Source organism: Salmonella sp. SJTUF14076 (assembly GCF_015534835.1).
GTDB classification, from domain to species: Bacteria; Pseudomonadota; Gammaproteobacteria; order Enterobacterales; family Enterobacteriaceae; genus Salmonella; species Salmonella enterica.
On sequence record NZ_CP064674.1, the window covers coordinates 943,238 to 965,433 of the forward strand.

Below are 22,196 nucleotides of genomic sequence, written 5' to 3' on the forward strand. Positions count from 1 at the left end.
TCATACTCCCTCAATAATTTCAGGTTCGGTTTGCGGCCAGAAATAGCGATACTGATAATTGACCTGCGCGCGCGCCTGTTCCGGGCTACTAAATTCGCCTACGCCGTACCAGCCAAACATGGCAGCGCCGGCCACGGTGGTTTCCGCGTCGTCCAGCACTTTGATAGGGATATCAAGCTGATTCGCTTTAATTTGATTCCACAAAGCGTTGCGACTGCCGCCGCCAACCAGTAACAGTTCTGTGGCGTTAAAATGGCCGATTTTCTCCAGCGTGCGCAGATTACGCTGAAGTTGCGCCGTCAGGCCTTCCAGCGCGGCGCGATAGAAATGGCCGCGGGTGGTATTGAGCGTCACGCCCTGCCAGCCTGCATTTTGGCAGGCGAGCAGATCGCACTGCATCCGTACGCCTTCCGCGCCAGCGGGAATAGCGCGCGCTTCGTCGATCAGCGTTTGCCATGGCGTTTCCGGCGTCCACAGCAGTTTTCGTACCCATTCGAGTACGCCGGAGGCCAGCCACTGCATTCCGGGGTTATAAAGCCCCGACTGACTGTCCAGTTCACAGGTCGAGCCCGGATACTGACTGAGCAGCGAGGTATCCACCTGACCGCTGCGCACCATCAGAATCTCCCATGTTCCGGAGGAGAGCACCGGTTCACCTTGCTGCGCGCCAGCGCCGAATAACGCGAACTGAGTATCGTGTCCGGCAGAGATCACCGGCACACCCGCCGGGAGACCGAGTAGCCTGGCCGCGTCTGTCTGTAGCGTGCCTATCGGGGCGCCCGCTTCCACGATACGCGGGAACAGGCGGCGCGCCAGCCCCGTCGCCTGCAGGATTTCCGGACTAAAGTCGCGCTGATGGATATCCAGTAGCTGGCTGGTGCCTGCCATAGTGATATCGGTCGTAAACTCACCGGTCAGACGGTGGTTAATCAGCGACGAGATAAACAGCCAGCAGTGAGCTTGTTCCAGCAGGCGCGGATGATTCTCTTTAAGCCAGACCAGTTTATACAGCGTGTTAAAGCTGAACGCGCCGACGCCGGAGAGCGTCTGCAATTGCCGGGGCGAGATAAAGCGCTCAATCGTTTCCATCACGGCGGCGGTTCGCGGGCATTTCCAACTGATGACCGGGTAGAGCAGCTTACCCTGCGCATCGACCAGCGCGCCATCGACGCCGAACGTAGTCACCGTAATACCGCGAACAACACACTCCGACAGGGCGCTGGAGAGTGACTTGCAGCAGTCGGCGAAACGTTGCAGGATGGCGTCCAGCGACCACTGATGCCAGGCGCTATTTTCTGCGGCAATGTCGCTGGCGTTAGCGGTTGAGGCGCGGGCGACAATTTTCCCCTGGCGATCAACGGCGATCGCCCGAACGTTAGTCGCACCGCAGTCGAGAACCAGGATAACGTCTTGTTTCATAGATAACTCCATAAACGCCGCCCGATGGCGCTACGCTTATCCGGCCTACGGTTCACGCGCCCGTAGGCCCGGTAAGCCTGCGTCACCGGGCTAAGCCGCATTAACGTTTATACAGCGGGCCATAATTCTGGCAGGCGCGATAATCCTGGCCTTCGATATCCATACCGTGAGCCGCCCAGGCGGAAGGACGGTAGATCTTCGCCTCCTCCACGTTGTGCATACATACCGGGATACGCAGCATCGCGGCGAGAGTAATAAAGTCCGCCCCTACATGGCCGATGGTGAGTACGCCGTGGTTAGCGCCCCAGTTCGCCATCACCGAATAGACATCGGTAAACGGACCTTTGCCGGTAAGACGCGGCGCAAACCAGGTGGTAGGCCAGGTAGAGTTGGTGCGGGCATCAAGCTGATCGTGCATCGCTTTCGGCAGTTCGACGCTCCAGCCCTCGGCGATTTGCAGCACTGGTCCCAGGCCTTTGATGATATTCACGCGGGTCATGGTGAATGGCACGCCGCCTTCGGTCAGGAAACGGGATGAGTAGCCGCCGCCGCGGAAGTATTCGTGAATCGCCGGGCACCATTCGGTGGCCGCCAGACACGCATCCGCCTCTTGTTGGCTGATTTCCCAGTGCGGTTTCATGGTCGGCTTGCCTTCGCTGTCGCGCTGTTTACAGGCACCGTCCAGAGCGGCAGAACCGGAGTTAATCAGGTGAATAATGCCGTGCTCCGCCAGTCCGCTGAGCGCCTGGCCGGTGACGCGTTCTACGGCTTCCGGCGACCAGTAGGTTCGTACGTCGGCGAATATCTGCGCGGTACCAGTGAGTTGATGGCCAAACAGCATCGCTACGCCGTTCAGACTGTCATTTTCGGTGGCGACGACAAACGGTTCGCGTACGCCGTTCCAGTCAAAAGAGCTATTGAGCAGCGCTTCGGCGGTATCGCCGTTCGGGTATTGATCGGTCCAGTGGCGCTGGCCCTGGAAGCCGGCGGCAATGGCGTTGTAGCCCAGCGATTCTTCAACTAACCCTTTGTCTGCCAGCGTCTTGTTGCCCTGCATCATATCGCGAATACACATCGCCATCAGCAGGCTCTCTTTTAGCACCGCGCGGTTCTGGGCTTCATTGCGCTTATACTGCGAGGCGTTCTGATCTTCGCCGTAGCGGAAGTTTTTATCCGCCCACGCCAGCGCCATCTCCAGTTCGGCCTCATCATAAATTTTTTGATCGATACGGCGGCGCAGTTCGGTCATATCTACCGCTTGCACCTTCATGCCCAGCCAGGATTCAAAGAAGTTATGATCGACAATGGAACCCGCGATCCCCATCGACACGCCGCCGACGGAGAGGTAGCTTTTGCCTTTCATGCTGGCTACCGCTAACCCTGCCCGCGCAAAACGCAGCAGTTTTTCTTCGACGTCGGCAGGAATGGAGGTATCGTCGGCATCCTGCACGTCATGGCCATAAATGGAGAACGCCGGAATGCCTTTCTGGCTGTGCGCCGCCAGCGCTGCGGCAAGGTAAACCGCCCCGGGACGCTCTGTGCCGTTAAAGCCCCAGATGGCTTTCGGACGCATCGGGTCCATATCAATGGTTTCGCTGCCATAGCACCAGCACGGCGTAACGGTAATGGTCACGCCCACGTTCTGGCTACTGAATTTTTCTTCACAGGCGGCGGATTCCGCCATTCCGGCAATACAGGTATCCGCAATGACGCACTCCACCTGTGCCCCACAGGCGTGGCGGATTTTCTCGGTGATGAGCGCCGCCGTCGCTTTCGCCATATTCATGGTTTGCTCTTCGAGCGACTCGCGTACGCCCATACGACGTCCATCAATCACCGGGCGGATACCGATTTTCGGTAAGCTGATTTTTTTCATGACAGATTCCTCACGTTATTCGGATAAATGTTCAGTTTGTCGCCGCTTGTGAACGGAAACGGGCAAAAATGAAGATGACGGCAAAGCACAATGCCGGAACCAGTTCGGCGGTCGGGATTTTGCCTGCGGCGTCGCTAACGAAGCCCATTACTGGCGTGACAATACCGCCGCCAATGATGGTCATGACGATAAAAGACGAGCCGTACTTAGTGTCCTGTCCCAGATTTTTGATACCCAACGAGAAGATGGTCGGGTACTGGATTGACATAAATGCGCTACACAACGTCAGCGCCAGCAGGCCGATATGTCCGCCGCTAAAGGCGGAAATCAGACACAGGAGCATGGCAAGCAGGGCATAGGCGGCCAGCACTTTATGCGGCGCGAAGCGGCTGATAAGCCAGGTCCCGGTGAAACGGCCGATAAAGAAGCACACCATCGTGCCGGTCAGGTAGTTGGCGGCGAAACCGGGCGTCATTCCAGGGATCTCCTCAATGGCGTAGCGGATCAGATAGCTCCAGCAGGCGGTTTGCGCCCCCACGTAGCAGAACTGCGCCAGCACCGCCCAGCGCCAGTGGCGGATACGGATGAGTCGGGAGAGAGAAGATAAGAAAGAGCTTTGTTTAGCATCGCTATGATCGTCACTTTGCAGGGCCGGAAATTTGGTCAGCATAATCAGCAGCGCAACTACTAATACGATGGCGACGATAATCATGTATGGCGTTTGTACCGATAACACCAGGCTGTGTTTATAGGCGCTAAGCTGATCCGGCGTCATTTTATCAAGCGCTTCTTGTGATTGATGCGGCACGTTAGACAAAATAAGGCTTTGCCCAAACACAACGGCGATAATAGCGCCAAAGGAGTTAAAAGTTTGCGCCAGATTAAGCCGGAAATGTCCGCCGCTTTCTGGACCTAATACCGTCACAAAAGGATTGGCCGCAGTTTCAAGGCAGCCTAAACCGGCGGCGATGATAAACAGGCCAATTAAAAATAATGTGTAATTCATTATCTCGGCGGCAGGCCAGAATAATGCGGCGCCAAAAGCATACAAAAAAAGTCCAGTGATAATCCCTGCTTTATAACTGAGTTTTTTCATCAAAATCCCAGCGGGAATTGGAATGACGAAATAACCGAAATAAAAGGCTGACTGAATAAGTCCGGCCTGGAAGTTAGTTAGCGTAAAAGCTTGTTGAAACTGCGGTAATAAAATGTCATTCAGATTATTGGCGACGGCCCACAGAAAAAATAGCGAGCAAAGTAAGGCGAATGGAATAATGTAGCGCTTGCTTTTGCTTTGCTCTGCATCCACAGCACGAAAACTCTGTGTTTGTATTGTTGTGTTTCCCATAGCATCCTCATCGGTTCAGAAGCTTTTGCGTGCGGTCGGTTCTGGTCACCAGACCGTAAAATTAGGTGAGTTCGCTTTTCTTACCGGTAATAAATTGGCGTCCGGAATGAACTCATGGAGTCATTTTCAAATAAAAAAGGCCTTTTAATATGATGGCGGTCACATTTATACCTGAGAGCAGAGCGTTCTGTGATTATCATCACTTTAATTTTCATAAAAAAATGACCGTTTGAGATGTTTAATTTAAAAAACCACAGACTGAATGCCCGAATTAAATTATTGCCACGAAAACGGGCAGTAGTAACTTATTCTTCATCTTTGCCCGTTTTGAAAAATATTATTAAGAGCGGGCATTTATCGGCGAGAGAAATGGCAGTCGTCTGGTTTATCGTGGCGAATTAATTGATGTGTATCACAAAATATTGTTATTTAAATTCCCTTCTCTTTATTCAGTATGATGATAGTTGCTAACTATTCGATTATTTCAACAGGACAGCAGCGTGATGCGAAAGGCGGTTTTGTTGTCTCATTTTGAATCACAGAGAGAGGTAAATAATGGAACGAAATAGACTGGCTCGGCAGATTATTGATACCTGTCTGGAAATGACGCGGTTAGGGTTAAATCAGGGGACGGCAGGTAACGTGAGCGTACGTTATCAGGGCGGAATGCTGATTACGCCGACGGGGATCCCCTACGAGAAGCTGACAGAGTCGCACATTGTTTTTATTGATGCTGACGGTCAGCATGAGCAGGGCAAGCTGCCTTCCAGCGAGTGGCGTTTTCATATGGCGGCATACCAGACGCGCCCTGACGCCAATGCTGTGGTACATAACCACGCTGTCCATTGTACGGCAGTCTCGATCCTCAATCGCCCGATTCCGGCGATTCACTACATGATTGCCGCCGCGGGTGGAAACTCTATTCCCTGTGCGCCCTACGCCACTTTTGGCACCCGCGAACTTTCTGACCATGTTGCCGTGGCGCTTAAAAATCGTAAAGCGACGCTGTTACAGCATCACGGGCTTATCGCTTGTGAAGAAAATTTAGACAAAGCGTTGTGGCTGGCGCATGAAGTGGAAGTGCTGGCGCAGCTCTATTTAAGTACGCTGGCCATTGTCGATCCGGTACCGGTACTGGATGACGAGGCGATCGCTATCGTACTGGAGAAATTTAAAACTTACGGGTTACGTATTGAAGAGTGATGTCAGGAGACAGGCGATGGCGAACAGAATGATTCTGAATGAAACGGCATGGTTTGGCCGGGGAGCGGTGGACGCATTAACCGATGAGGTGACGCGCCGCGGTTATCATAAGGCGCTGATTGTTACCGATAAAACGCTGGTGCAATGCGGTGTGGTCGATAAAGTGACAAGCAGAATGGATGCCGCAGGGCTGGCGTGGGAGATCTATGCGGGCGTGATCCCTAATCCTACGATTTCCGTTGTCCAGGAAGGGCTTAAGGTCTTTACCCAAAGCGGCGCGGACTATCTCATCGCCATTGGCGGCGGTTCTCCGCAGGATACCTGCAAAGCGATCGGTATTATCAGTAACAATCCGGAATTTGCCGATGTGCGCAGTCTGGAAGGGCTATCGCCGACCCGTAAACCCAGCGTGCCGATTATGGCGATCCCGACAACGGCGGGAACCGCGGCGGAAGTCACTATCAATTATGTGATTACCGATGAAGAGAAACGGCGCAAATTCGTTTGTGTCGATCCGCATGATATTCCGCAGGCGGCATTTATCGATGCCGATATGATGGACGGTATGCCGCCCGCGCTGAAAGCGGCAACGGGCGTGGATGCGCTAACCCATGCTATTGAAGGCTATATTACCCGGGCCGCATGGGCGCTGACGGATGCATTACATATCAAAGCCATTGAGATTATTGCTGGCGCGCTACGCGGCGCCGTAGCCGGAGAAAAAGAGGCCGGCGAGGCGATGGCGCTGGGGCAATACGTTGCCGGGATGGGGTTTTCCAATGTGGGGCTGGGACTGGTGCATGGGATGGCGCATCCGTTGGGCGCGTTTTACAACACGCCGCACGGCGTCGCGAATGCTATTTTGCTTCCGCATGTGATGCGTTTTAATGCCGGGTCTACCAACGAGAAATTCCGTGATATCGCCCGGGCGATGGGGGTGAAGGTAGAAGGATTGAGTCTTGAAGAGGCGCGTAATGCCGCAGTGGAAGCCGTATTTACGCTAAATCGCGATGTGGGAATTCCGCTGCATTTGCGTGATGTCGGCGTTCGAAAAGAGGATATCCCGGCGCTGGCGCAGGCGGCGTTCGATGATGTCTGCACGGGCGGCAATCCGCGTGAAGCGAGTCTGGCGGACATTGTCGAACTGTATCATACCGCCTGGTAATTTTGCCGGATGGCGCTGCGCTTATCCGCTCTACATTTCGTGCAGTTCTGTAGGCCGGATAAGGCGTTCACGCCGCCATCCGGCAACAAAACTACCGTACCAGCCGTAGCTGCTGTAAGTTTCCGTCGATATGTAAATCGGTTTGCAGACGTGCAATATCGCGGCAGAGAAATGCCATTTCTTTATGCGTCTCAAGCTTTTTGCGCCACTTTTCCGGCACCTTGTCCAGATGGGCGTAAATTCCCTCCAGATTTTGAAACTGAATCAATAGCTGGGTCGCGCTTTTGGGGCCGATACCGGCAACGCCGGGGACTTTCGAACTACTGATTCCTGCCAGACCCCAGTAATCCGGCAACTGCCGGGGAAGTACGCCAAACTCTTTTTCAATAAACGGCGCGTCCAGCCAGCGTTTCTGGAAGTAGTCGCGAATGCGCAATCCCGGAGAGAGCAACTGGCAATAGCCTTTATCGGTTGACACAATGGTTGCCTGGTGTCCGGCTTCGGTAACTTTTAGCGCCAGCGTCGCCGCCAGATCGTCCGCTTCGTTACCGTCTGATGCCCAACAGCGTACGCCGCGCTGTTCAAACGCGGCGCGTAGGGCGGGCATTTCATTATGTAAATCGTCAGGCATCGGCGGACGTCCTGCTTTGTAGTCCGGCAAACGCTGATGACGCCAGCCGCTGCTGCGCGCGTCGTCATCAAATACCGCTACGGCATGGGTTGGCTGGCTGTGGATAATCAATTGATCGAGCGCGTGTTGGCAGGTTTCCACACAGGGCGATCCCTGAACGGCGTGAATACGGCGAATCAAATTGAGCGCGTCGACGATAAGCAGATGAGCAGCCACGGTGTTCTCCCTTACAAACCTGCGCGTAGGGTAACATTCACGGCGGGGGGAGGCGAGCATTGCGAAATAGCGCTATCCGTAGGCCTGATAAGCGAAGCGACATCAGGCAACAAAGCCGGATGGCGGCGAGCGCCTTATCCGGCCTACAGATCCTAAAATGTGCTGAGAATTAATCGCAGGTAACGATCTTCATCGCCAGGCCCCCGCGCGAAGTTTCGCGGTACTTAGCGTTCATGTCTTTACCGGTTTCGTACATGGTCTCAATCACTTTATCGAGGCATACGCGCGGTTCGCTGGTACGGCGCAGCGCCATACGCGCGGCGTTGACCGCTTTGACTGAAGCAATTGCGTTACGCTCAATGCAGGGAACCTGTACCTGACCGGCAACCGGATCGCAAGTTAACCCCAGATTATGCTCCATGGCGATTTCTGCGGCGATACACACCTGCGCCGGACTACCGCCCAGCAGCTCGGCCAGACCCGCTGCCGCCATGGAACAGGCCACGCCGACCTCTCCCTGACAACCCACCTCGGCGCCGGAAATAGAGGCGTTCATCTTATACAGCGAGCCAATCGCGCTGGCGACCAGCATATAGCGAGCAAGCGAGTTAGCATTTACTTCGCGGATAAACTTGTCATAGTACGCCAGCACCGCCGGAACAATACCACATGCGCCGTTAGTCGGGGCAGTGACTACTCGTCCGCCTGCGGCATTCTCTTCGTTCACCGCCAGCGCGAACATATTGATCCAGTCGACGACCGCCATCGGATCGGTGGTGGTCTTATCCTGACTGACCAGCATCCGACGCAGCGCCGCCGCGCGACGCGGAACGCGCAGTTTGCCCGGCAATACGCCCTCGGTGGTGATACCGCGCTCAATACCGCTGCGCATCACCTCCCAGACCCTGGCGAAGTGCTGCTCCAGCGCTTCTTTACTGTGCAGAGCCAGTTCGTTTTGCATCATCAGACCGGAGAGCGACAGACCCGTCTCCTGGCAATGGCGCTGTAAATCCGCGGCGGTTTTGTAAGGGTACGGTACGTTAACGGGTTCGCTATTCGTCAAACCAAAGTGCTCTTCATCGACGATAAAGCCGCCGCCAATGGAGTAGTAGGTTTGGCTGTAGAGCACCTTATCGCCCGCCAGCGCGGTAATACGCATCCCGTTTTCATGCAGAGACAGGTTGTCGGCGTGGAAATTCATGCACTTATCGACCGGAAATTCGACTTCATGCTGCCCATTGGCCAGTAGTAAACGCCCATGGGTGTTCACATCCTGGATAAAGGACGGAATGGCGTCGATATCGACGGTATCCGGCAGATTCCCCGCCAGGCCCATAATAATGGCGATATCAGTGTGGTGGCCTTTACCCGTCAATGACAGAGAGCCGTAGACATCCACCACGACGCGGGTGACATCTGTAAGGATATGGCGGGCAATCAGATCGTCCGTGAACTGCTTGCCTGCTTTCATTGGTCCGACGGTGTGAGAACTGGAAGGGCCAATGCCGATTTTAAAAATATCGAATACGCTAATCATAGGGCATCCATTGCGGTTGTATCATAGAGAAGCGCCGCGGTAAGCGGCGCTAAAGGACTTAGCTGAACAGTGAGTAGAAAATAGCGGAGATGGCAATCAGGCCCATAATCACAACGAATACGTTGCTGATATGACCGCTGTACTTACGCATTGCCGGTACTTTCTGGATGGCATACATCGGCATCAGGAACAGAATCATCGCGATGATCGGGCCGCCCAGGGTTTCAATCATGCCCAGGATGCTGGGGTTCAGCGTCGCCACAATCCAGGTGGTGACCAGCATGAACAGCGCGGTAATTTTATTCAGTTTGTTGATTTCGATGGATTTACCTTTACCACGCAGCGATTTAATCACCATCCCGTTAAAGCCTTCACGCGCGCCCAGGTAGTGGCCGAGGAAGGATTTGGTGATAGCAATCATCGCAATGATCGGCGCCATCCAGGCGATGATCGGCGCGTTAAAGTGGTTCGCCAGGTAAGACAGAATAGAGATGTTCTGCTCTTTTGCCGCCGCCAGATCTGCCGGCGTCAGGCTCAGCACGCAGCTGAAGACGAAGAACATTACGGTCAGCACCATCATGATGTGGGCGAAGGCCAGAATTTTAGAACATTTCTTCTCTGCGCCTTCACCGTACTCTTCACGCTTCGCAACCGCGAAGGAGGAGATGATCGGGGAGTGGTTGAAAGAGAAAACCATCACCGGAATCGCCAGCCACAGCGTCATCCACAGACCGTTACCGGTAGACGCGGCGGAATCAAAGGACAGAGTTTCCAGCGCCGCGCCGTTCCACTGCGGGATCAGGTACAAGGCCAGCAGCATCAGCGCAGCGACGAACGGGAATACCAGGATACTCATCGCCTTAACGATCATTTGCTCGCCGAAGCGCACGATGGTCATCATGCCAACAATCAGGATCAGGGAAAGAATCGCCCGCGGCGGCGGATTAATCGCTAACTGGTGGGTCAGGAAGCTTTCCACGGTATTAGTAATCGCCACGCTGTAAACCAGCAGGATGGGGTAAATCGCGAAGAAGTAGAGCAGGGTAATCAGTTTACCTGCGCCGATACCGAAGTGTTCCTCAACGACTTCAGTGATGTCTTCACCCGGATTTTTACCGGACAGCACGAAGCGGGTTAAACCACGGTGTGCGAAAAAGGTCATCGGGAAAGCGAGAATCGCCATGATGATGAGCGGAATCATGCCGCCGACGCCTGCGTTGATCGGCAGGAACAGAACGCCCGCGCCGATAGCCGTGCCGTAAAGGCCCAGCATCCACATGGTATCCGTTTTGCGCCATGCGCTTCGAGAGTCAATCGAAGCAATAGTGCTGGTCTGAGTGGTTTCCATCTATTTCTCCTGGAGGATGCTAAAAATCAGGTTGCTGGTCTAATCCAATGAAAAAAGACCTGATCGTAAAATGAAATCTGCTTAAGGACGCTTTTTATATAATTTTTCGCCGTAATAATTTTCGGGCGGAAAGATACATTTAACTGATGAATCTATCAGTGATCGCGATCTCAAATGCAATAATCCGCTTCTTACATGGATAAATTTGGACCATTAATCTATTAAAAAAACGTCATAACGAATTTCCGGGCGCGAAGGCTACCATTAACGATATAAGGCCGGAAAGATTGGGGCGCAAGATACGGAGGTTTGACTATAAAAATCAATGTTTTTAGTGGATTCTGGCGAAGAATAAGAGTTTGGACCGATAAATCACGGTAAGAGGAGTGAGGTAAACGTTTGCCTGGCAATCTATTTATGGTGAATTATAAATGGTGTTTATAAAACAATGCGGGCTATGCCTCTGATGATCATCATAAAAAATGAAGGCATACGTTAATTGCCGTACCGCAATGAAAGGAATGGGAGAAGCGCCCGGCTGCTGGCGGCAACCGGGCATAAGCGTTAAGCGCAGATCTCGTAACAGGGGATGTAGGCGGAACCTGGCAATTTCATACGATGCTGCGCGACGAAACCCTGCAGCAGATCGTCCATGCGACGCATCATCTCTCGATCGCCGTGGATTTTATACGGACCATTAGCTTCAATGGCGCGTATCCCGACCTCCTTCACGTTCCCCGCGACAATACCGGAGAAGGCGCGCCGCAGATCCGCCGCCAGAATCTCAACCGGCTGATCCGGGTACAGTTTCAGGTTGGCCATATTCTCATGCGACGGTTCAAACGGTACCTGCAGATCCGGTGCAATACGCATCGACCAGTTAAAACTATAGGCGTCGCCGGTATCGCGGCGATTCTCTTTCACTTGCGGCATCGCTTTCTTCATCAGCCGCGCTACCTCCGCCGCATCGTCAATGATGATGCGGTAATGACGGCGGGCCGCTTCGCCCAGCGTATGGGTAATAAACTCATCCAGCACGCGGAAGTAATCGGCGCTCTCTTTTGGTCCGGTCAGGATCAGCGGCAACACCTGATTTTTATTGGCTGGATTCATCAGAATACCCAGCAAATAAAGCAGCTCTTCCGCCGTACCCACGCCGCCCGGGAAGATGATGATACCGTGTGCGATACGGACGAACGCTTCCAGGCGTTTTTCGATATCCGGCATGATGATCAGTTCGTTCACCAGCGGGTTAGGCGGTTCAGCCGCAATAATGGAAGGCTCAGTCATGCCGATAAAGCGGCTGTCTTTATAGCGCTGCTGCGCGTGACCGACCGCCGCTCCCTTCATGGGGGCTTCCATCGCCCCAGGGCCGCAGCCGGTGCAGATGTTCAGCTCGCGCAATCCCAACTGCGTGCCGACGCGACGGGCATACAGGTACTCGTTTTCGTTAATTGAGTGGCCGCCCCAGCATACCACCATGTTTGGCGCTTCGCCGACGTGCAGCGCCCGGGCGTTGCGCAAAATGGAGAACACCAGATTGGTGATATGTGTTGAGCTTTCAAGATCCAGATGCTGGAAACGGCCGGCATTGTGGATCTGCCCATTCACAAAGAGAATGTCGCGCAGCACCGCGAACAGGTTAGCCTGTAGCGCACGAATAATCCGCCCGTCAACAAAGGCGTCTTCAGGCGGATTAATCAATTCCAGCTTCACGCCGCGCTCGCGGCGCAGTACGTTAATATCGAAATTTTCAAAGCGGGACAGCAGCTCTTTGCTGTTGTCGGTCAGGCTGCCGGAGTTAAGAACGGCAAGTGAACAGTTACGAAACAGTTGATACAGGTCGCTACTGGCCGTGCGTTTCAGCATGTCCACTTCCAGTTGCGACAACATATCCATTGAGCCAAGCGGGCTAATATGTGTAATCAAGTAAACTCCTTATGGGACGCAACACGCCATTCCCTGTTGATTACAATAGCCCTGGCTGATGACCTTTCACAACCTTACATGCGCAATCCGGCACGCAAAATTGACAAAAAAGATTACTGACGCGCCAGCCTGCCCGTGGCGGGCACAAAATCGGTATTGCTGCGCCAGGGATTAATGTCCAGCCCGCCGCGGCGGGTATAGCGCGCATAAACGCTTAACGTTTCCGGCTGGCAGAAGCGCAGAATGTCATTGAAAATACGCTCTACGCACTGCTCGTGAAATTCATTATGGTGACGGAAGGAGACCAGATAACGCAGCAGTTTTTCCCTGTCGATTTTGCGCCCGCGATACTGAATTTGTATCGAGCCCCAGTCCGGCTGGTGGGTGATCAGGCAGTTGGATTTCAACAGATGACTGACCAGCGTTTCTTCTACTTGCTTCTCGCCGCTGACCGCATGTTGCAGATAGTCGGTAGTAAACTGGTAGTTGTCGATACTGATATCCTGATCGTCAATACAGGTGCCGTGGAAATGGGCGACAGGCTGTCCTTCCAGCTCATCAAGACGATAAAGCCTCACGCTAACGTTGCCCTGCGCGCAGGCGCGCAGATCGCGCTCCAGCGTCTGGCGCACCGTCTCCCAGGTGTCAAAGCGCGTCTGGTTAAAGCTGTTCAGATACAGTTTAAAACTTTTGGATTCGATTAAATTAACGCTGGTGTAATCCAGTTCGACATGCCCGACGGCGACCTGCGGAAGACCCTGGCTGTTAAGCCAGGAAAGTTCATACAACGTCCAGATATCCGCGCCGTGGAACGGTAAATTATCGGCTGTTAATCCGAGCGGGTCGCGATTCAAACTGCGCGGTACGCCCTGCAGCAGGCTGGCGTCATAATTGTCCCGGTAATCCGTTGATTTTCCGAGAGTCAGGCTATCGAGAGCCTGATGGTTTTCATAAGAAGACATGTTTCACCGTCATAAACCAGATACACTATGCGTCAAGTGTATCCTGGCTTTTATGAAGAGAGAAACTGGTGGACGAACTGACAGCGCAGGCATTGAAAGCCTTTACGACGCGTTACTGCGACGCGTGGCAAGAAAAACACGGTAGCTGGCCGTTGAGCGAAGAACTGTATGGCGTACCTTCTCCGTGCATTATTTCTTCAACCCGCGATGCCGTTTACTGGCAGCCGCAACCTTTTGAAGGCGAAGAAAATGTAAACGCGGTTGAACGCGCCTTCGATATTATGGTACAACCTGCGCTCCACGCGTTTTACACCACGCAGTTTGCTGGCGACATGCCCGCGCAGTTTGCGGATGAAAAGCTTACGCTACTGCAAACCTGGAGTCAGGATGACTTTCGGCGCGTGCAGGAAAATCTGATAGGCCACCTGGTCACGCAAAAGCGGCTCAAGCTTCCTCCCACGCTTTTTATTGCGACGCAGGAAAATGAGCTTGAGGTCATTTCGGTCTGTAATCTGTCCGGCGAGGTGATTAAAGAAACGCTGGGCACCCGCAATCGTACCGTTCTTGCCGCAACGCTTGCGGAATTCCTTACGCAACTTAATCCTCTTCTGTAATCGTTTGCCCTAACAGGTGTGAGAGATCTCTTACAAAGTCTGTAGGAGATCGCCAGGATATCAGCGGATACTGAGCCCCGTTTTCTTATGTAAGTCTATATAAAACAACTAATTAAAATGTTTTTGCGCACTTTCATATGAAAATTTACTTAAGGTATTGTCTGTAAGCGTCTTGTAAGACAAGGTGAAACAGGCGATTCTATCTTCGTCGACAGGGAGTCGTACAACGAAGTGAACGTCAGGATGATGACGCTTCAGCAGGACACGCCAGGATGGTGTTACAAGGAAAGGCTTCAGGATGAAGCAAAGTGGAAAGCGCAGGATGCGTTAAAGGACACCTCCAGGACGGAGAACGAGAGCCGATCAGGATGTTCGGCGGGTCTGGATGACCAGGGACGCTTCAGGAAGAAGCTATCACATCGGGCGATGTGCGCAGGATGCAAACGTTCAGGATGAACAGGCCGTAAGGTCACAGGAAAAGTTGTCACGGATGAGCAGGGAGCACGAAAAGTAGCTGGAATGCTGCGAAACGAACCGGGAGCACTGTTTATACAGTGCTCCCTTTTTTTTGTTATTCTTCGCGCCAGATTTTCATCATTGAGGTTTTTAACATGACGACTCATGACCGTGTGCGTCAGCAGTTACATACGCTTGAAACGCTGCTGCGCGAGCATCGCCACTGGCGGCAGGATGCGCCGCAGGCGCACCTGTTTACCAGCACCCAACCATTTTTTATGGATACCATGGAACCGCTGGAATGGCTGCAATGGGTATTGATCCCACGTATGCATACCCTACTTGATAATGCGCAGCCGCTGCCCGAGGCGTTTGCCGTCGCCCCTTATTATGAAATGGCGCTGGCGGCGGATCATCCGCAGCGGGAGGCGATCCTGGCGGTTTTGCAGGATCTGGATGCGTATTCGCCCGCGATAAATCCTGATGCTGGAGATCCTCTATCAAGACCCGTGGCTGGTTGCCGTGAATAAACCCGCAGGATGGCTTGTTCACCGGAGCTGGCTGGATCGCGACGAAAAAGTCGTGGTCATGCAAACGGTGCGCGACCAAATCGGCCAGCATGTTTTTACCGCCCACCGTCTCGACAGACCCACGTCGGGCGTACTGTTAATGGGGCTGTCCAGCGAAGCGGGACGCCGTCTGGCGCAGCAGTTCGAGCAGCACCACATCCGTAAACGCTACCATGCCATTGTGCGCGGCTGGCTGATGGATGACGCGGTACTGGATTATCCGCTGGTGGAAGAGCGCGATAAAATTGCCGATAAATTCGCCCGCGAAGATAAAGCGCCCCAGCCGGCCGTAACGCAGTATCGCGGACTGGCGACGGTCGAAATGGCGGTGCCGACCGGACGTTATCCCACCACGCGTTATGGTCTGGTTGAGCTGGAACCAAAAACGGGACGCAAGCACCAGCTTCGTCGTCATCTGGCGCATCTGCGTCATCCTATCATCGGCGACAGCAAGCATGGCGATTTGCGACAAAACCGCAGCGCCGCAGAGCATTTTGCCTGTCGTCGCCTGATGCTTCATGCCAGTCGGCTTGAACTGACGCACCCCTTCACCGGACAGCCGTTGATAATTCAGGCCGGGTTGGATGAAACCTGGATGCAGGCGCTGACACAGTTTGGCTGGCGGGGACTTCTCCCTGACAATGAAAGGGTTGAGTTTACGGCGGCGTCCCGGCAGGATGAGACTCATCAGGCATAATTCAGGGAGATACGCATAATGGCAGAAATTGGTATTTTTGTCGGGACCATGTATGGCAACTCACTGCTGGTGGCGGAAGAAGCGGAAGCGATCCTCGCCAGACAGGGCCACAGCGCGACCGTGTTTGAAGATCCTGAACTGTCCGACTGGCAGCAATATCAGGATAAGGTTGCGCTGGTCGTTACCTCGACGACCGGGCAGGGCGATCTACCGGATAGCATTGCGCCGCTCTTTCACGGCATTAAAGATACGTTGGGTTTTCAGCCAAACCTGCGTTACGGGGTGATTGCGCTAGGTGATAGCAGCTACCCCAATTTCTGTAATGGCGGCAAACAGTTTGATGCCCTGTTGCAAGAACAAAGCGCGCAGCGGGTGGGGGAGATATTATTCATTGACGCCAGCGAACATCCGGAGCCGGAGAGCCAATCCAATCCCTGGGTTGAAAACTGGGGAACTTTACTTTCCTGAGGTAAATCCCTCCCCCCTACGGGAGGGTACCTTTTCGTTTGCTTGCGTTGCCAGTAAGCAAATAACGACCTGTACACAGTGTAAAGTAACTGAATCGTGTTAGCTTTGGGCATATGCCCGCAAAAGCGGCAGTTTTTTACGGGCGTTTTCATGTAATCAAGCGACCTGTTTCACATTCTTCTCTTTTTACTCCTCCTGCGTCGACGCCGACGCCTTCTGATTTCATTTCCGTGAAGTGGCTTCCACTGTCCTGGGCTTTTGCCATAAACAGGCGTAATTCATCGCCAAAATACTGTGTTGTTGCACGGTGAGTGTGTGTGGCGCGCTTTTTATACTTCTCCTGCCAGTGAATAAAAGCATGCAGCGTGCAAAGCAAACGACCTAATAAAAGCTGCAACAAGGAAACGTTATCTCTGATTCCCTACCGGTTGTGCAGTTCAGAGTGAGCGTAGCTAACGCGAAATTTCAGGAGTGCAACAATGAGTTCATTAAGTCACGCGGCGAGCAGTGCGGAGAAACGCACGAACGCCCGCTACTGGATAGTGGTGATGCTGTTTATCGTCACATCCTTCAACTACGGCGACCGCGCCACATTGTCCATTGCCGGCTCAGAAATGGCCAAAGATATCGGCCTTGATCCGGTAGGCATGGGCTATGTTTTTTCTGCTTTTTCATGGGCCTATGTTATCGGGCAGATCCCGGGCGGCTGGCTGCTGGACCGCTTTGGTTCCAAACGCGTCTATTTCTGGTCTATTTTCATTTGGTCAGTCTTCACCCTGTTGCAGGGTTTTGTCGATATCTTTAGTGGTTTCGGCATTATTGTCGCCCTCTTTACGCTTCGTTTCCTGGTTGGTCTGGCGGAATCGCCTTCTTTCCCGGGTAACAGTCGCATCGTTGCAGCCTGGTTCCCGGCGCAGGAGAGGGGAACGGCGGTGGCCATCTTTAACTCCGCGCAATACTTTGCCACGGTTATTTTCGCGCCGATTATGGGCTGGCTGACGCACGAAGTGGGCTGGTCGCATGTCTTCTTCTTTATGGGCGGGTTAGGGATCATCATCAGCTTTATCTGGTTGAAAGTTATCCATGAACCAAATAACCATCCGGGCGTAAATAAGAAAGAGTTGGAGTACATCGCAGAAGGCGGCGCGCTGATCAATATGGATCAGAAAGACACTAAAGCGAAAGTACCGTTTAGCGTCAAATGGGGCCAGATCAAACAGCTGCTGGGCTCTCGTATGATGATTGGCGTTTACATCGGTCAGTACTGTATTAACGCATTGACCTATTTCTTTATTACCTGGTTCCCGGTCTATTTGGTCCAGGCGCGCGGCATGTCGATTCTCAAAGCGGGCTTTGTCGCCTCGGTTCCTGCGGTCTGCGGCTTTATCGGCGGCGTGTTGGGCGGCATCATTTCCGACTGGCTGATGCGTCGTACCGGCTCCCTGAATATCGCGCGCAAGACGCCGATTGTGCTGGGGATGTTGCTGTCAATGGTCATGGTGTTCTGTAACTATGTGAACGTGGAATGGATGATCATCGGCTTTATGGCGTTGGCCTTCTTCGGTAAAGGTATCGGCGCGTTGGGCTGGGCAGTAATGGCGGATACCGCGCCGAAAGAGATCAGCGGTCTTTCCGGCGGCTTGTTTAATATGTTCGGCAATATCTCCGGTATTGTGACGCCAATCGCGATTGGTTACATCGTTGGCACCACCGGTTCCTTCAACGGCGCGTTGATCTATGTCGGCGTACATGCCCTGGTGGCCATCATCAGCTATCTGGTGCTGGTAGGTGATATTAAGCGTATTGAACTGAAACCTGTCGCAGGACAATTATCATGACAACGCAATCCAGTCCCGTTATTACGGACATGAAGGTCATTCCGGTTGCCGGACATGACAGTATGTTACTCAACATCGGCGGCGCGCATAACGCGTACTTCACCCGTAACATCGTCGTCCTCACCGATAACGCCGGGCATACTGGCGTCGGCGAGGCGCCGGGCGGAGAAGTGATTTATCAGACGCTGGTCGATGCTATTCCGATGGTATTAGGCCAGGAAGTCGCCCGCCTGAACAAAGTGGTGCAACAGGTGCATAAAGGCAACCAGGCTGCTGATTTTGACACCTTTGGTAAAGGCGCATGGACGTTTGAACTGCGGGTTAACGCGGTGGCAGCTTTGGAAGCGGCGCTGCTTGATCTACTGGGGCAGGCGCTTAATGTGCCGGTCTGTGAACTGTTAGGACCCGGTAAACAGCGCGATGCCGTCACCGTGTTGGGCTATCTCTTCTATATTGGCGATCGCACTAAAACCGATCTGCCGTATCTGGAAAGCACGCCGGGCAGTCATGAATGGTATCGCCTGCGCCATCAGGAAGCGCTGAACAGCGACGCGGTCGTGCGGCTGGCGGAAGCGTCTCAGGATCGCTACGGCTTTAAAGATTTTAAACTCAAGGGCGGCGTGCTGCCGGGCGAACAAGAGATTGATACCGTTCGCGCGCTAAAAAAACGCTTCCCGGACGCGCGTATTACCGTGGATCCGAACGGCGCCTGGCTACTGGATGAAGCCATTGCGTTGTGCAAAGGGCTGAATGATGTACTGACCTACGCGGAAGATCCGTGCGGCGCGGAGCAAGGATTCTCTGGTCGTGAAGTCATGGCGGAGTTCCGCCGCGCGACAGGACTGCCGGTGGCGACCAATATGATTGCCACCAACTGGCGCGAAATGGGGCATGCAGTGATGCTCAACGCGGTAGATATTCCTCTTGCCGACCCGCATTTCTGGACTCTCACCGGCGCCGTTCGCGTGGCGCAACTGTGCGATGACTGGGGGCTAACCTGGGGCTGCCATTCGAATAACCATTTTGATATTTCACTGGCGATGTTTACCCATGTCGGCGCGGCGGCGCCAGGCAAACCCACCGCTATTGATACGCACTGGATCTGGCAGGAGGGCGATTGCCGCCTGACTAAAAATCCGCTGGAAATTAAAAACGGCAAAATTGCCGTTCCGGATGCGCCAGGACTGGGCGTGGAGCTTGACTGGGAACAGGTGCGAAAAGCGCATGACGCGTATAAAAAGCTGCCAGGCGGCGCGCGTAATGATGCAGGCCCGATGCAATACCTGATCCCCGGCTGGACTTTTGACCGCAAACGCCCTGTTTTTGGTCGTCACTAATTCTGAATAAGGACACAGTTATGAGTACTCAATTTACGACGCCTGTAGTGACTGAAATGCAGGTTATCCCGGTTGCGGGTCATGACAGTATGCTGATGAACCTGAGCGGCGCGCACGCCCCGTTCTTTACGCGCAACATCGTCATTATTAAAGATAACTCCGGTCATACCGGGGTCGGCGAGATTCCGGGCGGCGAAAAAATTCGCAAAACGCTGGAAGATGCGATCCCACTGGTGGTGGGAAAAACGCTGGGTGAATATAAAAATGTCCTGACCGCCGTTCGCAACCAGTTTGCCGATCGCGATGCGGGCGGACGCGGTTTACAAACGTTCGATCTCCGTACCACTATCCATGTGGTGACTGGTATTGAAGCGGCAATGCTTGACCTTTTGGGCCAACACCTGGGCGTCAACGTCGCTTCGCTGTTAGGCGACGGTCAGCAGCGAAGCGAAGTCGAAATGCTGGGTTATCTGTTCTTTGTCGGCAATCGCAAGGCTACGCCGCTGCCGTATCAGAGCCAGCCGGATGAGCAATGCGACTGGTATCGTCTGCGCCATGAAGAGGCGATGACGCCGGAAACGGTAGTGCGTCTGGCGGAAGCCGCCTATGAAAAATACGGCTTCAACGACTTCAAACTGAAAGGCGGCGTGCTGGCGGGCGAAGAAGAGGCCGAGTCAATCGTGGCGCTGGCGAAACGTTTCCCACAAGCGCGCGTCACGCTCGATCCAAACGGTGCCTGGTCGCTGAACGAAGCGATCAGCATTGGTAAATACCTGAAAGGTTCTCTGGCCTATGCAGAAGATCCGTGCGGCGCGGAGCAGGGTTTTTCCGGTCGTGAAGTGATGGCGGAATTCCGTCGCGCGACCGGATTACCGACGGCCACCAATATGATCGCCACCGACTGGCGTCAGATGGGGCATACGCTGTCGCTGCAATCCGTCGATATCCCGCTGGCGGACCCGCACTTCTGGACTATGCAAGGCTCTGTACGCGTGGCGCAAATGTGTCATGAGTTCGGCCTGACCTGGGGCTCGCACTCTAACAACCACTTTGATATTTCACTGGCGATGTTTACCCATGTTGCCGCGGCGGCGCCGGGCAAGATCACTGCTATCGATACCCACTGGATCTGGCAGGAAGGCAACCAACGTCTGACTAAAGAACCGTTTGAAATTAAAGGCGGCATGGTGCAAGTACCGACCAAACCGGGGCTGGGCGTTGAGCTCGATATGGATCAGGTGATGAAAGCGCATGAGCTCTATCAAAAGCATGGCTTAGGCGCGCGTGACGACGCGATGGGAATGCAGTACTTAATTCCTGGCTGGACGTTTGATAATAAGCGCCCTTGCATGGTGCGTTAAGTCAGAGCCGGTTCCGTAAGGAACCGGTCCTTCTCTGGGTGTATGCTTAACAGGATCAACATGCGTAAGGACGACTTATGAAAATAGTGATCGCACCAGATTCGTATAAGGAAAGTTTGAGTGCTCTTGAGGTAGCGACCGCCATTGAACAAGGATTTCGCGAGATCTGGCCTGACGCGGATTACCTGAAATTACCGCTGGCTGATGGCGGAGAAGGTACTGTCGAAGCGATGGTTGAAGCGACGGCGGGTCGAATCGTGCATGTTGAGGTCACCGGGCCGTTGGGGCATCGCGTCAATGCGTTTTATGGGCTTTCCGGCGATGCGCGTTCCGCGTTCATTGAAATGGCGGCCGCCAGCGGGCTGGAGCAGGTGCCGCCCGCGCAACGCGATCCGTTGAAGACCACGTCATGGGGAACCGGCGAGCTGATCCGTCATGCGCTGGATGCGGGCGTTGAGCATATCATTATTGGTATCGGCGGTAGCGCCACCAACGATGGCGGCGCGGGGATGGTGCAGGCGCTGGGGGCCAGGCTACGGGATGCGCAGGGCAATGATATTGCGCAAGGCGGCATTGGGCTGGAAACACTCGCCAGCATTGATATCAGCGGCCTGGATAAGCGTTTGTCGGCGTGCCATATAGAGGTCGCCTGCGATGTCACGAATCCCCTTACCGGCAAAGAGGGCGCGTCTGCAGTTTTTGGTCCGCAAAAAGGGGCGACGCCGGAAATGATTGAACGCCTGGATACGGCATTGACTCGCTATGCGCATTTGATTGCCCGCGATTTGCATGTCGATGTGTTGGAGCTGGCAGGCGGCGGCGCGGCTGGCGGCATGGGAGCGGCGTTATACGCGTTTTGCGGCGTGCAGCTACGGCGTGGCATTGAGATTGTCACCGATGCGCTTCATCTGGAAGCGTGTCTTGCGGATGCTGATTTAGTCATCACTGGCGAGGGACGCATCGACAGCCAGACCATTCACGGTAAAGTCCCTATTGGCGTGGCAAACATCGCCAAACGGTATAACAAGCCGGTAATTGGTATAGCGGGTAGCCTGACGGCGGACGTTGGCGTGGTTCATGAACATGGGCTTGATGCGGTTTTCAGCGTGATTTATACCATCTGCACGCTGGAGGATGCGCTGAAGAATGCGAGTGAAAACGTACGAATGACCGCGCGCAACGTGGCTGCAACGCTGAAAGCGGGGCAACAGTTACGCTGAGT

18 protein-coding genes and 1 pseudogene are annotated in these 22,196 nt (G+C 53.9%); 10 read left to right on the plus strand and 9 right to left on the minus strand.

What is annotated here, in order from left to right:
- The 3 genes from fucK to fucP form a co-directional block, all read right to left on the minus strand.
- Positions 1-1,419, minus strand: coding sequence for an L-fuculokinase (fucK, locus tag HU143_RS04650; protein ID WP_023227746.1), 1,419 nt, complete (start codon positions 1,417-1,419; stop codon positions 1-3).
- A 100-nt stretch (positions 1,420-1,519) separates the two neighbouring features.
- On the minus strand, positions 1,520-3,295 hold the full coding sequence (gene fucI, locus HU143_RS04655; protein ID WP_000724126.1) for an L-fucose isomerase: 1,776 nt from the start codon (positions 3,293-3,295) through the stop codon (positions 1,520-1,522).
- A 31-nt stretch (positions 3,296-3,326) separates the two neighbouring features.
- On the minus strand, positions 3,327-4,643 hold the full coding sequence (gene fucP / locus HU143_RS04660; protein WP_000528621.1) for an L-fucose:H+ symporter permease: 1,317 nt from the start codon (positions 4,641-4,643) through the stop codon (positions 3,327-3,329).
- Between the two features lie 555 nt (positions 4,644-5,198).
- On the opposite strand from fucP, the gene fucA reads away from it, so the two are divergent.
- Positions 5,199-5,846, plus strand: coding sequence for an L-fuculose-phosphate aldolase (gene fucA, locus HU143_RS04665; RefSeq protein ID WP_000440828.1), 648 nt, complete (start codon positions 5,199-5,201; stop codon positions 5,844-5,846).
- Between the two features lie 16 nt (positions 5,847-5,862).
- A complete protein-coding gene (gene fucO / locus HU143_RS04670) occupies positions 5,863-7,011 on the plus strand; it encodes a lactaldehyde reductase (protein WP_000013565.1) in 1,149 nt (382 codons plus the stop codon).
- Positions 7,012-7,102: 91 nt separating this feature from the next.
- On the opposite strand, the gene xni is transcribed toward fucO, so the two are convergent.
- The 5 genes from xni to queF all read right to left on the minus strand — a co-directional run bounded on the left by xni (position 7,103) and on the right by queF (position 13,634).
- Positions 7,103-7,858 (minus strand): flap endonuclease Xni, encoded by a 756-nt coding sequence (gene xni, locus HU143_RS04675; RefSeq protein WP_023221202.1) that lies wholly within the window; start codon positions 7,856-7,858, stop codon positions 7,103-7,105.
- 169 nt (positions 7,859-8,027) lie between these two features.
- Positions 8,028-9,395: an L-serine ammonia-lyase II gene (gene sdaB / locus HU143_RS04680; protein WP_000626381.1), complete on the minus strand. Its 1,368-nt coding sequence runs from the start codon at positions 9,393-9,395 to the stop codon at positions 8,028-8,030.
- 58 nt (positions 9,396-9,453) lie between these two features.
- Complete coding sequence (gene sdaC, locus HU143_RS04685) at positions 9,454-10,743, minus strand: HAAAP family serine/threonine permease SdaC (RefSeq protein ID WP_000450462.1); 1,290 nt, start codon at positions 10,741-10,743, stop codon at positions 9,454-9,456.
- 564 nt (positions 10,744-11,307) lie between these two features.
- A complete protein-coding gene (ppnN, locus tag HU143_RS04690; protein WP_000627973.1) occupies positions 11,308-12,672 on the minus strand; it encodes a nucleotide 5'-monophosphate nucleosidase PpnN in 1,365 nt (454 codons plus the stop codon).
- Between the two features lie 113 nt (positions 12,673-12,785).
- The gene (gene queF, locus HU143_RS04695; RefSeq protein ID WP_023227747.1) at positions 12,786-13,634 is read right to left on the minus strand and encodes an NADPH-dependent 7-cyano-7-deazaguanine reductase QueF; all 849 of its coding nucleotides are present in this window, start codon (positions 13,632-13,634) and stop codon (positions 12,786-12,788) included.
- 68 nt (positions 13,635-13,702) lie between these two features.
- Here queF and syd point away from each other — a divergent pair, with 68 nt between their 5' ends.
- From syd to HU143_RS04715, 4 genes and pseudogenes are all read left to right on the plus strand, one after another.
- Positions 13,703-14,248, plus strand: a complete 546-nt coding sequence (gene syd / locus HU143_RS04700; protein ID WP_000343990.1) for a SecY-interacting protein — start codon at positions 13,703-13,705, stop codon at positions 14,246-14,248.
- Between the two features lie 611 nt (positions 14,249-14,859).
- Positions 14,860-15,188: pseudogene (locus HU143_RS04705) on the plus strand (YqcC family protein).
- Positions 15,188-15,970, plus strand: a complete 783-nt coding sequence (truC, locus tag HU143_RS04710) for a tRNA pseudouridine(65) synthase TruC (RefSeq protein ID WP_000890028.1) — start codon at positions 15,188-15,190, stop codon at positions 15,968-15,970. Before HU143_RS04705 ends, truC begins: the two are co-directional and overlap by 1 nt.
- Before the next feature lie 18 nt (positions 15,971-15,988).
- Entirely contained in the window at positions 15,989-16,438 is a 450-nt protein-coding gene (locus HU143_RS04715) for a flavodoxin (protein ID WP_000807735.1), read from the plus strand.
- A 148-nt stretch (positions 16,439-16,586) separates the two neighbouring features.
- On the opposite strand, the gene HU143_RS04720 is transcribed toward HU143_RS04715, so the two are convergent.
- Complete coding sequence (locus HU143_RS04720) at positions 16,587-16,838, minus strand: hypothetical protein (protein WP_001626563.1); 252 nt, start codon at positions 16,836-16,838, stop codon at positions 16,587-16,589.
- A 79-nt stretch (positions 16,839-16,917) separates the two neighbouring features.
- On the opposite strand from HU143_RS04720, the gene gudP reads away from it, so the two are divergent.
- The 4 genes from gudP (at position 16,918) to HU143_RS04740 (ending at position 22,194) form a co-directional block, all read left to right on the plus strand.
- Positions 16,918-18,276: a galactarate/glucarate/glycerate transporter GudP gene (gudP, locus tag HU143_RS04725; protein ID WP_000097015.1), complete on the plus strand. Its 1,359-nt coding sequence runs from the start codon at positions 16,918-16,920 to the stop codon at positions 18,274-18,276.
- Entirely contained in the window at positions 18,273-19,613 is a 1,341-nt protein-coding gene (locus HU143_RS04730; RefSeq protein WP_000211806.1) for an enolase C-terminal domain-like protein, read from the plus strand. The genes gudP and HU143_RS04730 overlap by 4 nt, the downstream gene beginning before the upstream one ends.
- 20 nt (positions 19,614-19,633) lie before the next feature.
- Complete coding sequence (gene gudD, locus HU143_RS04735) at positions 19,634-20,974, plus strand: glucarate dehydratase (protein ID WP_000107113.1); 1,341 nt, start codon at positions 19,634-19,636, stop codon at positions 20,972-20,974.
- Positions 20,975-21,051: 77 nt separating this feature from the next.
- Positions 21,052-22,194, plus strand: coding sequence for a glycerate kinase (locus HU143_RS04740; protein WP_023227748.1), 1,143 nt, complete (start codon positions 21,052-21,054; stop codon positions 22,192-22,194).
- Positions 22,195-22,196 lie beyond the last annotated feature (2 nt).

Coding starts and splice junctions, on each gene's coding strand:
- fucK (WP_023227746.1), bottom strand. CDS start 1,419: ATGAAACAAGACGTTATCCTGGTTCTCGACTGCGGTGCGACTAACGTT.
- fucI (WP_000724126.1), bottom strand. CDS start 3,295: ATGAAAAAAATCAGCTTACCGAAAATCGGTATCCGCCCGGTGATTGAT.
- fucP (WP_000528621.1), bottom strand. CDS start 4,643: ATGGGAAACACAACAATACAAACACAGAGTTTTCGTGCTGTGGATGCA.
- fucA (WP_000440828.1), top strand. CDS start 5,199: ATGGAACGAAATAGACTGGCTCGGCAGATTATTGATACCTGTCTGGAA.
- fucO (WP_000013565.1), top strand. CDS start 5,863: ATGGCGAACAGAATGATTCTGAATGAAACGGCATGGTTTGGCCGGGGA.
- sdaB (WP_000626381.1), bottom strand. CDS start 9,395: ATGATTAGCGTATTCGATATTTTTAAAATCGGCATTGGCCCTTCCAGT.
- sdaC (WP_000450462.1), bottom strand. CDS start 10,743: ATGGAAACCACTCAGACCAGCACTATTGCTTCGATTGACTCTCGAAGC.
- queF (WP_023227747.1), bottom strand. CDS start 13,634: ATGTCTTCTTATGAAAACCATCAGGCTCTCGATAGCCTGACTCTCGGA.
- truC (WP_000890028.1), top strand. CDS start 15,188: ATGCTGGAGATCCTCTATCAAGACCCGTGGCTGGTTGCCGTGAATAAA.
- HU143_RS04715 (WP_000807735.1), top strand. CDS start 15,989: ATGGCAGAAATTGGTATTTTTGTCGGGACCATGTATGGCAACTCACTG.
- gudP (WP_000097015.1), top strand. CDS start 16,918: ATGAGTTCATTAAGTCACGCGGCGAGCAGTGCGGAGAAACGCACGAAC.
- HU143_RS04730 (WP_000211806.1), top strand. CDS start 18,273: ATGACAACGCAATCCAGTCCCGTTATTACGGACATGAAGGTCATTCCG.
- gudD (WP_000107113.1), top strand. CDS start 19,634: ATGAGTACTCAATTTACGACGCCTGTAGTGACTGAAATGCAGGTTATC.
- HU143_RS04740 (WP_023227748.1), top strand. CDS start 21,052: ATGAAAATAGTGATCGCACCAGATTCGTATAAGGAAAGTTTGAGTGCT.